Raw genomic sequence first — 16,042 nt, forward strand, 5'->3', positions numbered from 1 at the left:
CTACAGCTATTGAAAAAGCTCAAGGCAGGGTAGAATCAAACAACTTTGCCATGAGAAAAAGAGTTTTAGAATACGATAACGTAATGAACAAGCAAAGAGAAGTTATCTATGGTGAAAGAAACCAAGTGTTGAATGGTGATAATATTCATGAAAACATCATGAATATGCTTGAAGGATTTATATTTGATACCGTGGACTCTTTTGCAAACCCATCTGCACCAAGAGACCAATGGGAAATTGAAGCCTTACAAACATACCTTTCTTCAATTTGTATACCAAATGAATATTGGCACGATATTGAATTAACTAGTCAGGACAAATTAAAAGTTGACTTATTAAACATCGCTAAAGATATTTATGCTTCAAGAGAAGAAAATATTGGTTCTGACCAAATGAGAGAATTAGAAAGAATAATTCTTCTAAAGGTTGTAGATAGCAAGTGGGTAGACCACATAGATGCAATGGATCAAATGAAACAATCCATAGGAGCTAGGGCCTTAGGTAATGAAGACCCTGTAAGAGCCTATGCAAATGAAGGTTATGACATGTTTAATGAGTTAAATTCTTCTATAAGAGAAGATACCATTAAATACCTATTCCATGTAGAACCAACAAGTAATGTTCAAAGAGAAAAAGTAGTTAAGGAAAATGAAGCTAAACTACAAGGTGGAGAAGACCAAGACCAACCAGTGCAAAGAGTGGTTGATAGAAAAATCGGAAGAAATGACCCATGTCCATGTGGATCAGGTAAAAAATATAAAAATTGCCATGGAAGATAATGAAAAATAGGAGTAGAAATGAAAAAGAAAACTAGAAATAGGATATTAACCTTCATTCAAATAGTACTTTTAATTTTTATCGCTTACAATGTATATCAAATTGGTAGCTATTACTACAGTAGGTATAAAGCTCAACAAAATTACGACCAAACCTCTAAAATATTTGAGCAAGTAGTCAATAAGGATAAGGATAATAAATTAGATTCAGAAGAATTGAAGGCTTTAAGGGATAGAAATTCTAAGCAATTAATAGAAGACTTGAAAAAGAAGAATGCTGATATAGAAGCATACATTCGTATAAACGACACAAGAATAGACTATCCAATAGTTTATAAAGACAACGATTATTATTTAAGAAGAGACATTAATGGAAAGTATTCAATTCCTGGTACTGTTTTTATAGAAGAAACAAACAAGAAAGATTTCTCAGACAGAAACACAACAGTATATGGTCACAATATGTCAATTGCTTCACCAAACCTAGCGCCAATGTTCACCGACTTAGAAAAGTACGGTAAAGAAGATTTTGTTAAATCAGGAAAAGCAAGAACTATAGAAATATATACACCAAATGGTGTTTTAGAGTATGAAGTGGTATCAGCTTACTATATTGATGCCTACTATGATTACAGAAGCTTCGACATGTCAGATGAAGCGTGGGTACAATATGCTAACAAACTAGTTAACAAATCAAAACTTGATTTCGGTTTTGACAGAGAAGTAGGCCCAGAAGATAAAATGTTGACCCTATCAACATGTGACAACGTTGATGATATTGGAAGATTTGTAGTTCATGCAATATTGAAAAAATAATAAATTAGCTTATTCAAGCTATTAGGCAATTTGAAACTGGCCCCAAAAAGTTGGACATAACACCAACTTGGCGGAGGTCAGTTTTTACATTATATATTAATAAATGCAAGATAGTGTGAAAATTTTTTATTTAGAGTACTTGTTGGAAGATGTAATCATGACAGGTTTGGAGAGTTGTGAGATAAAATGAAAAGCTGGTGCTTGGAATCATGACAGGGGGAGGAAATGGCGGAATAGACATGAAAAGCTGAGGGTTGGAATCATGACAGGGAGAGGAAGAGGCGGAATAAACATGAAAAGTTGTGAGTTGGAATCATGACAGGGGGAGGAAGAGGCGGAATAGACATGAAAAACTGTGAGTTGGAATCATGACAGGAAGAGGAAGAAGCGGAATAGACATGAAAAGCTGAGGGTTGGAATCATGACAGGGGGAGGAAGAGGCGGAATAGACATGACATCATGCTGGTTTCCGCAAAACCGCCAAAACCTACATGACCGCCTAGAGCCAAATATCATGATGGAATCCATAAAAACACCAAAACCCACATGACATTCATACCAAATAAGTCATACAGGTTTCCGCGAAACCGCTAAAACCTACACGACATTCATACCAACGAAGTCATGCTGGTTTCCACAAAAATCCCAAAACCCTCATCACATTCAGGTCTAAGTAAAAATGTATAAATCAACCCCCAAACCCTACATGACCAAGCATTTTTAAAAAGCTAACATGTAGTCCCAAACTAAGCCTATAAACATAAGTTTTACAAACAAAACATTTTATTGGATAATAAGTCGCTAAATTGCTATAATTAAGGGTAGATTATAATATATTAAAGATGGGAGTGATTGCTATAGAAAGTTTTGAAATATTAAAAGAAATAGAAGAGCTTCAAGATACACTGGAAAAATTAGGGAGGTCTCTTTGACATTCCTAAATTAGAAAAGGACCTATTAAGGCTTGAAAAGGAGAGCATGCAGGAAGGTTTCTGGGATGATAGTGAGAAGGCTCAAAAAATAATGATTGAAATCAATGATACAAGAGATACTATAGAAGACTATAGGCAAATGGAAGGTTCTTTGTCGTCTATAACTGAAATCATGGATCTTTTGAGTGTGGAAGAATTCATCGATATGAAAGATGATATCACTAGTGACCTTAATTCAGTTAAAAATAAAATAAGTAAGCTGAATACAAAAACTTTATTATCTGGACCTTATGATAAAAATAATGCAATATTTTCTATCAACGCTGGATCTGGAGGTTTAGAGGCTACGGATTGGGCTCAAATGCTGATGAGAATGTATACAAGATACTTTGAATCAAAATCATACAAGTATACAATTACCGAACTTCACAATGAAGATGCAGGAGGAATAAAATCCGTGACCATGATGGTTTCAGGGTCTTACGTATATGGTCATTTGAAATCAGAAAAGGGCGTTCACAGGCTAGTTAGGATATCTCCTTTTGATTCCAATGCTAGAAGGCATACATCATTCGCATCGGTTGATGTTTATCCAGAACTAGATGATGATACATATATTGAAATAGAAGATAAAGATTTGAAGATAGATACCTACAGGGCATCGGGGGCTGGTGGTCAACACGTAAATACTACTGACTCAGCAGTTAGGATAACTCACATTCCTACAGGGGTTACCGTATCTAGTCAAAATGAAAGATCTCAAATCCAAAATAGGGCCCAAGCTATGAATATGCTTAAGGCTAAGCTTGTTCAAATCAAAGAAGAAGAGCACAAGGAGAAGATTGAGGATATTCAGGGGAAATATTCACAAATCACTTGGGGATCTCAAATCAGGTCTTATGTATTCCAACCCTATACCCTAGTCAAGGACCACCGTACAAATTACGAAGTAGGTACAGTAGACAAGGTCATGGATGGTGACTTAGACCAGTTTATAAATAGTTATTTAAATATGAAAGAAGTAGAGAAGGACTAATGGATATAATAAAAAAAATAGCTGAAGAATTAAATATTAAGGAAAGTCAGGTTGAAAAAACCATAGCTTTAATAGATGAAGGCAACACCATACCTTTTATAGCAAGGTATAGGAAAGAGGTTACTGGTAATTTAACTGACGAAGTATTAAGAGACTTGGAAGATAAGTTATCTTACTTGAGAAATCTTGAAAGCAGAAAAGAAGAGGTTATTTCTTCTATTGAAAACCAAGACAAGATGACAGATGCTTTAATGAAAGAAATACAAGCAGCAGAAACTCTTAAAGATGTTGAGGATATTTACAGACCTTACAAGCAAAAGAGACAGACAAGAGCAACAAAGGCCAAGGAAAAAGGTCTAGAACCTTTATCAAACTTTATTTTAACTTGGAAGGAAGGAAGCTCAAGTATACCAGAAGAGGCTGAAAAGTACCTAACAGATGAGGTTGAAACTGTAGAGGATGCTATAAATGGAGCCAAGGATATTTTAGCTGAATTAGTGTCAGATGCAACTGTTTTTAGAAATATACTTAGGTCTGACGCTGAAAGAAGGGGAACTATAAGTTCTAAATTAGCAAAAATAGATGAAGAGAATAAGGAAGAAATGGAAGAGGCTAATACCTTTGTCCAATATTTCGACTTTGAAGAAAAAATTTCCAAAATTCCTTCTCACAGGGTTTTAGCTATAAATAGGGGAGAAAAACTAGGCTATTTAAAGGTGAATGTAAACTTAACAGATGAAGCTAACATTGCCTTTATCACTAGAAGTATTCAAAAAGATAAGGCAGCAGAAAATTATAAATATATATTTGAAGCTGTAGAAGACGGATACAAGCGTTTATTGTTCCCATCTGTAGAAAATGAAATCAGAGCTGAGCTTACAGAAAAGGCAGACCAACAAGCTATAGAAGTTTTTGCAAAAAACCTAAAGCCTTATCTAATGCAAGCTCCAATAAAAGAAACAGTAGTAATGGGTATCGACCCTGCTTATAGGACAGGATGTAAATTAGTAATTGTTTCAGAATTGGGTGACTTATTATTCGATACAATTATATATCCAGTTCCTCCAAAAGAAGATGTTGAAGGCTCAATAAAAACAATGTTAGACCTTATAGATAAATATAAGGTTTCACTTATTGCTATAGGTAATGGTACAGCTTCAAGAGAAACAGAAGCGGTTGTAGCTAAGATGTTAAATGAAAATAGCTTTGATAGAGAAGTGTTTTATACAATTGTAAATGAATCAGGAGCTTCAGTTTATTCAGCATCAAAAATTGCTAAAGAAGAATTCCCAGACAAGGATGTTACTGTAAGAGGAGCTGTCTCCATAGCTAGACGTATCCAAGATCCTTTAGCTGAATTGGTTAAAATAGATCCTAAACACATCGGTGTTGGCCAATACCAACATGATGTTAACCAAAAAGCCTTGGAAGAAACTTTAGGAAATGTAGTTGAGGACTCTGTAAACTTAGTTGGTGTAAACTTAAATACAGCATCAGTCTCCTTGTTGTCTTATGTTTCTGGTTTATCTTCAAAGGTGTCTAAAAATATCTTAGACTACAGGGCTGAAAATGGAAGATTTGCAAATCGACAAGAATTAAAGAAGGTAAAAGGTTTAGGACCGAAAACATTTGAACAAGCAGCAGGTTTCTTAAGAATAGCTGATGGTGATAATCCGTTAGATAACACAGGTGTTCACCCTGAATCCTATGAAATAGCAAGCAAATTAAAAGATATAGATCTTGATAAGATTAATGTAAAAGAATTATCTGAAGAATTGGAAGTTGGGGAACCTACCTTAAAGGACATCATCCAAGAATTGAAAAAACCGGGGAGAGACCCGAGAGAAGATATGCCAAAGGCAATTTTAAGGTCAGACGTCTTATCCATAGATGATTTACAAGTAGGAATGAAACTTAAAGGAACTGTAAGAAACGTAGTAGACTTTGGCGCCTTTATTGATATAGGTATAAAAAATGATGGCTTGGTGCATATTTCTGAGATTTCTGACAAGTATATCAAACATCCTTCAGAAGTATTACAAGTATCAGATATAGTAGATGTTGAAATTATAAAAATTGATAAAAATAGAGGGCAGGTTGGCCTAAGTATGAAAGGAATTAAGCAATAATGAGAATGAATAAATTTTATATGCCAACTCTAAAAGAAGATCCACAAGATGCGGAAATAGCATCACATAGACTTCTTTTAAGGGCTGGTATGATAAGAAAATCAGCTTCAGGTATTTATTCCTACCTACCATTAGGATATAGGGTAATAAGAAAGATTGAAGACCTAGTTAGGGAAGGAATGGACAAGTTTGATGGACAAGAAGTTTTGATGTCCGCCTTACAACCGCAAGAAATCTGGGTTGAATCTGGCAGATGGGACAAATTTGGTGAAGAAATGTTTAGGTTAAAAGACAGAAATGATAGAGATTTTTGCCTTGGACCTACAGCAGAAGAGTATTTCACAACCCTTGTAAGGGATGAATTAAAATCATACAAGCAACTACCATTAAATATTTATCAAATACAAACCAAATATAGGGATGAAAAAAGACCAAGATTTGGTATAAATAGGGCTAGAGAATTTACCATGAAAGATGCCTATAGCTTTGATAAGGACCAAGCGGGCTTGGAAGCGTCCTACCAAAACATGTGGGAGGCTTATGAATACATTTTTGATAGAATGGGAATTGACTACAGAGTTGTAGAAGGTGATTCAGGTCTAATGGGTACAGGAGTTTCCCATGAATTTATTGCTATGGCCGAAACTGGTGAAGGTATCATTGTTTATTCTGATGAATCTGACTATGCAGCAACAGATGAAAAAGCAGCAGTTACTTACAAAATAACTGATAAAGAAGAAGTAAAGGAAATGGAAGAAATCTCTACACCAAATGTAAAGACCATGGAAGAGTTAGAAAACTTCACATCCATTCCTAGAGAAAAAATGGCAAAAGCCATAGCTCTAAAGGCTGAAGACCAATACTTTATTGTTTTAATTCCTGGAAATAGAGAATTAAATATGAATAAGTTTTTAAACCATGTAGGTATTTCAGAAAATGAAATTGAAATGATGAGTGACCAGGATATAAAAGACATAACTGGTGGACCAGCTGGTTTTACTGGACCTATCGGTCTTAGTGATAAGGTAAAACTGCTAATAGATTCAAGAATAAGTCAAATGACAAACTTTGTGGTTGGAGCAAACAAGGCAGATGCTCACTATATAAATGTAAATTATGGAAGAGATTTTGAAGCAGAAGTTGTAGAAGATTTATTAGTGATAGAAGAATCTGACTTAGGTCCAAATGGTGAAAAATTAGAATTTGCCAGAGGTATAGAAGTAGGAAACATCTTCCAATTAGGTGAAAAATATTCTAAACCATTGCACGCAACATTCTTAGATGAGAATGGTAAGGAAAATTACTTTGTAATGGGTTCTTATGGTATAGGTATCACAAGGTCTGTAACCGCTATTGTGGAACAAAACCACGACGAAGATGGTATTATATGGCCAGAAAACCTAGCTCCTTACAGGGTGATTATTACAATCGTAAAGAATAATGACCAAGACCAAGTTGATTTGGCTGAAAAGATTTATCAAGAATTAACAGATAGGGGTGTTGAAGTTCTGCTTGATGATAGGAATGAAAGACCTGGGGTTAAATTTAAAGATAGAGATTTGATTGGTATTCCTCATAGGATTACAGTAGGCAGGGATGCTAGCCAAGGTATTGTAGAATACTCTACAAGAAAAGAAAAAGAAAATAAAAATATGGACTATAAAGAAGTATTAGAACTTCTATAGACCCTATCTAAAAGCACTTCATCTATATAGAAAGATGGAGTGTTTTGTGTTTTATAAGTTAAAATAGTTTGTAGCATTAATGTTACAAAAATGACTTATATACATTATTTGTATTTTTATACAGTTATCACAAAAGTATAACTCATAAGTATTTACAAAATTAATTTATTTAAAACGCTAAAAGACTTGAGTTTAGAAGATGTCTTTATAAAATCATCTAAATCTAATTATGAATATTTAAAATGATGATGAAAAAAATCAAAAATATTTTCATAAAATAATATATTTTTTTTGACAGACAAAAAAAATTTTACTATACTAATTAACAATATAGAAAATTTAGGATTTCTATAAAATACTTAGGAGGATATTATGAGTAGAACAAAAAGAACTCTTTCATTATTATTAGCTCTAGTAATGGTATTTCTAGTAGCTTGTTCCCCAAGTGGTAGCGGAAGCTCAACAGGGGAAAATGTAGAGTATCAAGACGAGCTAACAATGGCAGGTAATAACGCATTAGCATCAATGGACTACGTTATTACAAACAAAAACCCAGACCACGCATACAATGCTAACTTTGTAGATGGTTTGATGGAAAATGATAGGGTGGGTAAATTAGTGCCAGCTCTAGCAGAATCTGTAGAGGTTAGTGAAGACAAAACAGAATATACTTTCAAACTAAAACAAGGTGTTAAATGGGTAACATCTAACCAAGAAGAATATGAAGATGTTAAAGCTCAAGACTTTGTTACAGGTTTAAGACACGCTGCAGAATTTAAATCAGGTGTAAATGAACTTGTTACAGGTGTTATAAAAGGTTATACAGAATATTTAAACTCAGACTTTTCTGATGCAGCATGGGAAAATGTTGGTATAAAAGCTGTAGACGACCAAACATTAGTTTATACATTAGAAAAACCTACACCATACTTCTTAGACTTTACAACATACAATATCTTATTACCTATCAACCAAAAATTCTTAGAAGGTAAAGGTACAGGATGTAAATTAGGTTCACCAAACCCAGAAACATGTAGCTTCGGTTCAACAGCACCAGACTCAATCTTATACAACGGTGCTTATGTATTAGAATCATTTGACTCAAAATCATCAATCGTTATTATTAAAAACGAACAATATTGGGATGTAGACAATGTATTCATCAAGAAGATTACAGAAATCTACGACAATGGTGAAGATCCATACTCAATTAAGACCGGTTTCGAAAATGGAACATACCCATCAATGGGTCTAAGAGCAAACTGGAAAGACTATAGTCAAGTTAAAGAACAATATAAAGAATATGTAAGAGAATCACAACCAAACGCTTCAGTATTTGGTGTATTAATGAACTTCAACAGACAATCATTTAACTTAACAGAATATGCTCAAGATGAAGCTAAGAGAGAAAACACAAAGAATGCTATCCAAAACTTAAACTTTAGAAAAGCATTTCAAGCTGCATTTGATAGAACAGCTTACTTAGCTGTAAATACAGCTGAAGAAGTAGCTAAGGGAACATTAAGAAACGTAAACAACTTCCCAGAAGCAGCTACAACAAAAGATGGTAAACCATACTACGACTTAGTAGAAAATGCATACAAAGAATTAACAGGTGAAGAAGTAGTACTAGATGACGCACAAGATCCATGGTTAAACAAGGATAAAGCACTAGAATTTTTAGCAGCAGCTGAAAAAGAAGGTATCGAATTCCCAGTACACTTAGACTACCTAGTATTAGAAACAAATGATGCTTTAGTAAAACAAGCTAACTCATTAAAACAATCAGTAGAAGCAAATACAGATGGAAAGATTATTGTAGAATTAGTAATGGCTCCAGAATCAACAATTTATAACATAGCCTTCTATAGCGAAGATCCTAAAGCTGTTGACTATGATATTTCAACATTCTCAGGTTGGGGTCCAGACTACAACGATCCACAAACATTTGCACAAACATTCTCTACAACAGAAGGTTCATACATGGTAAACATCGGTTTAGGTAATGATCCTGAAAATGTAGAATTGAAAGAAAAATTAGGATTTACCCAATACGAAAAACTTTACCAAGAAGCTAAGGCTGAAGTAGATGATTTAGACAAGAGATATGAATTATTTGCTAAGGCAGATGCTTGGTTAATAGAAAATAAACTATACTTACCAGGTCAAATGGCTTCAAGAGGTGAAATCGTATCTAAGCTTGAACCATTACAAGGACCATACTCACAAGTTGGTTTAGCTACAAACAAATATAAGGGAAGAAAATTAAGAACTGAACTTGTAACAGCTGAAGAATACGTACAAATCAGAGAAGCTTGGGAAAAAGAAAGAGAAAAAGAATTCTCAGAATAAAATAGTTAGATTTTAAGAGGTTGAATGCCTATTCAACCTCTTAACTATTTTTAGATATTGTCTTAATAAAAAATCTAACAATTATTTTGCTGGATTTTTTATTTGGACAATATTTTAATTTGAATAAGAGCTGTATTTATTATATAATTACACTTATAATTTATATTATTTAGAAGATAGGAGAAAGAGATGAACAGGTATTTAATACTAAGATTCCTAAAGGCGATACTATCAATATTTATAGTAATGGCCATTGTTATCGTGATGGTATTTACTCTGATGCCAGAAGATAACTTATTTAAAGATGATAAGACCTTTTCTAAATTAAGAGGAAATGAGAAGATAACCTACAGGTTGTCGACCCTTGAAAGTTTGGGATATCTAGAATACGTAAATATAGGACAAATGTGTGCTAGAGCAGAGGATAAGTCCGGTCAATGTACAGTAAATGATTCACCAGAACAAAATTCTGTATTAAAAGAATTTGAAGATAAGGGCTTTGTAATTGGACGTTTCCAAGATGAGGGAGTTTTGAAAAACACACCTTATGGATACAGAAAATATGGAGCATTTGAATTATTGAAAAAATATTTTACAAGACTTATACATTTTGATACTCCAAATCGTATCCAAAATGCAAATGATCCAAAATTAGAAACTGATAGAGGCTACCATTTTGGAACTGACCACAACGGTATACCAGCCTTAACTTGTTATGGGTGTGAAAATAAATATCAAATATACTTTAATGGTAAATTCCCATTTATTCATCAAAACTTCTTAAGTTTTGAATTTGGTAGATCATTCCCAACAAATCCAGGAACATCAACAACAGAAGTTATTTCTGAACCACAAGGATCACAAAAAAGAAGAGAAGTAACCTTCCCAACAGGATATAAAACTACATCTGCTGAAGATTTACATTCATTACAATACAAACATTCAATAGACCACTTAGATGAGCAAAAATATGAAGACCATTATGCATCTGCAAAAATCTTAAAAGATGCACCTTCTATGATAGGAATGTCTTATATATTTGGTATCATTGCCTTAGTTTTATCTTATCTATTGGCATTACCATGGGGTATTGCAATGGCAAGAAATAAAGGTAAAATGGTTGATAAGTTAGGTATAGCATACATTAACTTATTAATAGCTGTGCCATCATTAGCTTTAATATTCGTATTAAAATATATAGGTTCAATGTTTGGGTTCCCAGATAAGTTCCCACAATTAGGACCACACAATATTAGATCTTATATAATGCCTATAGTAGTTATGGTTATTATAGGTATGCCAGGAATCATGACCTGGATAAGAAGATATATGATAGACCAACAATCAGCAGACTATGTAAAATTTGCTAGAGCAAAAGGTTTATCAAGAAATGAAATTTCAAAGAACCATATATTGAAAAATGCGGTTATTCCTATAGTTAACGGTATTCCATCATCAATAGTTTTACAAATTGTTGGTGCTATTTATACCGAAACTATATTTGCTATACCGGGTATGGGTAAAATGTTGCCAGATGCTATGAAAGCAGGTAATAACAACATGATTATTACTTTAACATTTATCTTTACATCCTTAGCTATATTTGCTCAGTTTGCTGGAGATATATTGATGACTTGGGTAGACCCAAGAATTTCATTAGATAATGGGAAAGGAGAAGTCTAATGTCACAAGAAAAAAACAAAGAACTGGTGTTGACAGATGACATGTTTGAATTTGTTGACATAGATGATAGAGTTTCCGAAAGGATTGCTGCACCAGAATATTCATATTGGGGTTCAGTATTTAAGAAATTCTTTTCCTCAAAGTTTGCTGTATTTATGTTAATCATACTTATAACAGTATTAGCATTCTCATTTATACAACCATTAATATCAGGTTATGACCATTCACAGCAGCAGAACATTAATGACCCTAGTGCTAAATTTTTAAAACCTAGTTTACAACACCCATTTGGTACTGATGACGTAGGTAGAGATGTGTTTAATATGGTATGGGCAGGTGCTCGTACTTCATTGACTATATCATTTACAGTTACAATCATTACCATGACAATTGGTATCATCGTAGGTATGATATGGGGATTCAATAAGAATTTAGACTTTTATTTACTAGATATATACAATGTTGTATCGAACATTCCTTATACTTTGATAGTTATGATTCTTTCATATGTTTTAGGGGCAGGTATTCCACAGTTGATATTCTCATTATCAGCAACATCATGGATTGGTATGGCTTACTTTATAAGAGTTCAAGTTATGATAATCCGTGATAGGGAATACAACATGGCTTCAAGAGTACTTGGTTCAAGTACATGGAAGATTATTACACACAATATCTTACCTTACCTAATATCAGTTGTTGTTACATCAGCTGCATCAAGATTGCCTGGTTATGTTTCAACAGAGGTATTCTTAGGATTTATAGGTTTAGGTTTAACTGTGAACCAAGCTTCATTAGGTAGGACTATACAACTACACTCACAATACATGCAATCAGCTCCATACCTATTCTTTATACCGGTAGCAGTTTTAGCTGTAATCACAGTTTCCTTCTACCTAGTAGGACAAACACTAGCTGATGCATCAGACCCAAGAAATCACGGAATATAGGAGGTAATTATGGAAAATAACAATACAATATTATCTGTAAAAGACCTTCAAGTTGAATTTACAGTTCGTGACAGAAAATTAAAAGCTATAAGAAATATTTCTATGGACTTAAGAGAAGGAAGGGTTTTAGCCTTAGTAGGTGAATCTGGTTCTGGTAAGTCTGTATTTACAAAAACCTTTACAGGTATGTTAGATGATAATGGTGAAATCACAAATGGTGAGATAATTTTTGAAGGCCAAGATTTAACTAAGTTTAAGACTGACAAAGATTGGTTAGGTGTAAGAGGAAAGAAAATTGCTACAGTTTTCCAAGATCCTATGACATCACTAAACCCTGTAAGAACAATTGGTTACCAAATTTCAGAAGTTATAATTAAACACCAAGAAAAATCAAAAGCAGAAGCTAAAAAGATAGCTATAGAATTGATGAAGAGAGTTGGTATACCAAATCCAGAAAAAAGATATGATGAATATCCTCACATGTACTCTGGTGGTATGAGACAAAGAATAGTTATAGCTATAGCCTTAGCATGTAGACCAAGGATTTTAATTTGTGATGAGCCTACAACAGCTCTAGACGTTACAATCCAAGCTCAAATTATCCAATTGATCAAAGACTTATCAGTTGAGTATGGTTTTACAACTATATATATTACTCACGACTTAGGTGTTGTAGCCAAGGTTGCTGATGATGTTGCGGTTATGTATGCTGGTCAAATAGTAGAATATGGCACATCAGAAGAAATATTCTACGATCCAAGACACCCATACACATGGGGATTACTATCATCCTTACCTCAATTAGAAGAGGAAGATGGTGAATTACATGCTATAAAGGGTACACCACCTTCATTATTTGAAGAAATCAAGGGTGATGCCTTTGCTTTAAGATCTGACTATGCCATGAAAATAGACTTTGAATTAGAACCACCAATGTTTAAGGTATCAGATACACATTATGCAAAAACTTGGTTGTTACATGAAAATGCGCCAAAAGTAGAAAAACCTGCAATTTTAAATAATTTACATGAAAAAATGCAAAGAATAACATCAAAAGGAGGTACTTATGGATCAACAAAATAATAGAGAAGTACTGGTTGATGTTAAAGACTTAGAGATTACATTTAAGAACGGAAAGAAAAAGTTTGTAGCTGTACAAGGTGTAAATTTTCAAATTTTCAAAGGTGAGACTTTTTCTTTAGTAGGTGAATCTGGTTCTGGTAAAACAACTATTGCCAGAGCAATAGTAAGATTAAACCAAACAAGTAAGGGTGACATCTTCTTTAAGGGTAAAAAAATCAATGGTAAATTGCCTAAAAAAGAAGCTCGTGAATTAAAGAAAGATATTCAAATGATCTTCCAAGATCCAGCTGCTTCATTAAACGAAAGAGCGACAATTGATTATATTATCGGAGAAGGAATTGACAACTTTAAGATGTACAATTCTCAAGAAGAAAGAAGTCAAATAATTGATAATGCTATTGATGCTGTAGGTTTATTACCAGAACACAAGTCAAGATACCCACATGAGTTCTCAGGTGGACAAAGGCAAAGGGTTGGTATAGCAAGATCAATAGTTATGCACCCAGACTTGATCATTGCCGATGAGCCAACATCAGCACTTGACGTGTCTATCCGTGCTCAAGTTCTTAACTTGTTAAATAAATTCAAAAAAGAAGATAATATTACCTATTTATTTATAGCTCACGACTTATCAGTAGTTAGATATTTCTCTGATAGAATTGGAGTTATTACAGAAGGTAGGATTGTAGAAATTGCTGAAACTGAAGAATTATTCAGAAATCCACTACACCCATATACAAAATCATTATTAAATTCTGTACCAATTCCAGACCCTATTATTGAGAAAAACAAGGTGGTTGATCCAACAAATTCAACCTACCATGCAGAATACACAGACCAACACATACTTAGAGAAGTTGCTCCAGGCCACTTGGTAATGTGTACTGAAGAAGAGCTAGAATCATACAGAAATGAAATTAAATAAGCCTTATAAGAACTTTTAAGATTAATTCTTAAAGGTTCTTTTTTTATGGGCTACAACAATATAATCCACAGTTATACAGTAGAACCAGTTATAATATTTTTTTAACAAAAGATATGTTTAAAGTGGTATAATTTGGGTAAACATATGTATGTACGAAAAGCTAGGATAGATTTATTAGTTAACTATAGATTGTCTATTCTTAGATTATAATAATAAAAAAGGAGAATACATGAGAATTGGTATACCAAAAGAAATAAAAAATAGAGAAAATAGAGTTGCGATTACACCAGCTGGTGTTCATGCCTTAGTTAGTGACGGACATGAAGTTATCATAGAAAAAAATGCTGGATTAGGTTCTGCAATTACAGATGAAGCATATATTGAAGAAGGTGCTAAAATCGTAGATACAGCTGAAGAAGCTTGGGATGTAGATATGATTATTAAGGTTAAGGAACCTGTAGAATCAGAATATAAATATTTCAAAGAAGGACTTATTATATTTGCTTACTTCCATATGGCAGCAGTTCCAGAATTAGCTCAAGCTCTATTGGATAAAAAAGTTACAGCTATAGCTTATGAAACTGTAGGTACAGGTAATGATAGACCATTATTAAAACCAATGTCACAAGTAGCAGGTAAAATGGCTACCATCATAGGTGCAGAATTTTTACAAAGTCAAAATGGTGGTTCAGGAGTCTTAGTTGGTGGTGTACCAGGTGTTGAAAAAGGTAAAGTTACTATCCTAGGTGGTGGTAATGTTGGTATCAACGCTATAAAAATGGCTGTTGGTTTAGGTGCAAGAGTAACAGTTTTAGACCTATCATTAGAAAAAATGGCTGAATTAGAAAATATTTTTGGAAATACCATAGATACAAAAGCATCAAATCCTAAAAATATCCATGACGCTGTAATAGATTCTGATCTAGTTGTAGGTGCTGTTTTAGTAGGCGGTGGTAGAAAAGCTCCAACCCTAGTTAGAGAAGAGACCGTAAAACAAATGAGACCTGGATCTGTAATAGTTGACGTAGCAGTAGACCAAGGTGGTATCTTTGAAACAATAGACCATAGTACAAGTCATGATGACCCAATCTATGTAAAACATGGGGTAATTCACTATGCGGTTGATAATATTCCTGGTGCTGTAGCACAAACATCAACTTATGCACTTACAAATGCAACCCTACCTTATGCAAGAAAAATTGCAAGAGGAGATTTAGAAGATATCATAAAGACAGATGAAGCTCTAAAAGCTGGAGTGAATACTTACAAGGGTCAATTCACTTCTAAAGATATAGCTGAAGACTTGGGAATTGATTATTCAGATATTTTAGAATAGTCTATTTTGAATAATTTAATAGCAGTTAAGAAGAACTGATTTCTCGATATGGGGAATCAGTTTTTTGTTGACTATTTATTGATTGGTTAAATGATGTAAGGATTAAGAAGTAAGAGGATTTATATCTAGAAATAAGATTTTTTCCCTATGTCGACTCAGAAATCATGACAGGATTGCTAAATGTAGGGTTACGTATGAAACTCTGGGCCAGGAAATCATGAGAGGGGAGAGAAATGTTGGAGTAGTCATGAAAGTCTGGGCCAGAAAATCATGACAGGAGAGAAAAGGCTGGAATACGCATGAAACCCAGGGCTAAACTACTACCTATGTCAAGGACAC

At 33.8% G+C, this 16,042-nt stretch carries 11 protein-coding genes; all 11 read left to right on the forward strand.

All coding sequences use genetic code 11. The features are described from left to right. The coding region (locus Q0U66_RS03465; RefSeq protein WP_297377489.1) for an SEC-C metal-binding domain-containing protein at positions 1-779 on the forward strand (779 nt) is incomplete at its 5' end. 18 nt (positions 780-797) lie between these two features. Continuing rightward, complete coding sequence (locus Q0U66_RS03470; RefSeq protein ID WP_297377491.1) at positions 798-1,592, forward strand: class B sortase; 795 nt, start codon at positions 798-800, stop codon at positions 1,590-1,592. Positions 1,593-2,434: 842 nt separating this feature from the next. After that, positions 2,435-3,560 (forward strand): peptide chain release factor 2 gene (prfB, locus tag Q0U66_RS03475; RefSeq protein ID WP_297377493.1). Its coding sequence is split into 2 segments (ribosomal slippage): positions 2,435-2,521 and positions 2,523-3,560, totalling 1,125 coding nucleotides; the frame shifts between segments, so codons are not numbered across the junction. Continuing rightward, positions 3,560-5,689, forward strand: coding sequence for a Tex family protein (locus Q0U66_RS03480; protein WP_297377495.1), 2,130 nt, complete (start codon positions 3,560-3,562; stop codon positions 5,687-5,689). The genes prfB and Q0U66_RS03480 overlap by 1 nt, the downstream gene beginning before the upstream one ends. Beyond that, complete coding sequence (locus Q0U66_RS03485) at positions 5,689-7,374, forward strand: proline--tRNA ligase (RefSeq protein ID WP_297377497.1); 1,686 nt, start codon at positions 5,689-5,691, stop codon at positions 7,372-7,374. Before Q0U66_RS03480 ends, Q0U66_RS03485 begins: the two co-directional genes overlap by 1 nt. Before the next feature lie 372 nt (positions 7,375-7,746). Continuing rightward, the gene (locus Q0U66_RS03490) at positions 7,747-9,726 is read left to right on the forward strand and encodes a peptide ABC transporter substrate-binding protein (RefSeq protein WP_297377499.1); all 1,980 of its coding nucleotides are present in this window, start codon (positions 7,747-7,749) and stop codon (positions 9,724-9,726) included. Between the two features lie 189 nt (positions 9,727-9,915). Next, entirely contained in the window at positions 9,916-11,409 is a 1,494-nt protein-coding gene (locus Q0U66_RS03495; RefSeq protein WP_297377501.1) for an ABC transporter permease, read from the forward strand. Further along, on the forward strand, positions 11,409-12,359 hold the full coding sequence (oppC, locus tag Q0U66_RS03500) for an oligopeptide ABC transporter permease OppC (protein ID WP_297377503.1): 951 nt from the start codon (positions 11,409-11,411) through the stop codon (positions 12,357-12,359). The genes Q0U66_RS03495 and oppC overlap by 1 nt, the downstream gene beginning before the upstream one ends. Positions 12,360-12,368: 9 nt before the next feature. Beyond that, on the forward strand, positions 12,369-13,442 hold the full coding sequence (locus Q0U66_RS03505) for an ABC transporter ATP-binding protein (protein ID WP_200813120.1): 1,074 nt from the start codon (positions 12,369-12,371) through the stop codon (positions 13,440-13,442). Continuing rightward, positions 13,426-14,367 (forward strand): ATP-binding cassette domain-containing protein, encoded by a 942-nt coding sequence (locus Q0U66_RS03510; protein WP_297377505.1) that lies wholly within the window; start codon positions 13,426-13,428, stop codon positions 14,365-14,367. The genes Q0U66_RS03505 and Q0U66_RS03510 overlap by 17 nt, the downstream gene beginning before the upstream one ends. 229 nt (positions 14,368-14,596) lie before the next feature. After that, positions 14,597-15,703, forward strand: coding sequence for an alanine dehydrogenase (ald, locus tag Q0U66_RS03515; RefSeq protein ID WP_297377508.1), 1,107 nt, complete (start codon positions 14,597-14,599; stop codon positions 15,701-15,703). Positions 15,704-16,042 lie beyond the last annotated feature (339 nt).

This window comes from uncultured Helcococcus sp., from assembly GCF_946998255.1.
Lineage (GTDB): Bacteria > Bacillota > Clostridia > Tissierellales > Peptoniphilaceae > Helcococcus.

Excerpts from the sequence above, each read along its gene's own strand:
- Q0U66_RS03470 (WP_297377491.1), top strand. The coding sequence starts at position 798 with ATGAAAAAGAAAACTAGAAATAGGATATTAACCTTCATTCAAATAGTA.
- Q0U66_RS03480 (WP_297377495.1), top strand. The coding sequence starts at position 3,560 with ATGGATATAATAAAAAAAATAGCTGAAGAATTAAATATTAAGGAAAGT.
- Q0U66_RS03485 (WP_297377497.1), top strand. The coding sequence starts at position 5,689 with ATGAGAATGAATAAATTTTATATGCCAACTCTAAAAGAAGATCCACAA.
- Q0U66_RS03490 (WP_297377499.1), top strand. The coding sequence starts at position 7,747 with ATGAGTAGAACAAAAAGAACTCTTTCATTATTATTAGCTCTAGTAATG.
- Q0U66_RS03495 (WP_297377501.1), top strand. The coding sequence starts at position 9,916 with ATGAACAGGTATTTAATACTAAGATTCCTAAAGGCGATACTATCAATA.
- oppC (WP_297377503.1), top strand. The coding sequence starts at position 11,409 with ATGTCACAAGAAAAAAACAAAGAACTGGTGTTGACAGATGACATGTTT.
- Q0U66_RS03505 (WP_200813120.1), top strand. The coding sequence starts at position 12,369 with ATGGAAAATAACAATACAATATTATCTGTAAAAGACCTTCAAGTTGAA.
- Q0U66_RS03510 (WP_297377505.1), top strand. The coding sequence starts at position 13,426 with ATGGATCAACAAAATAATAGAGAAGTACTGGTTGATGTTAAAGACTTA.
- ald (WP_297377508.1), top strand. The coding sequence starts at position 14,597 with ATGAGAATTGGTATACCAAAAGAAATAAAAAATAGAGAAAATAGAGTT.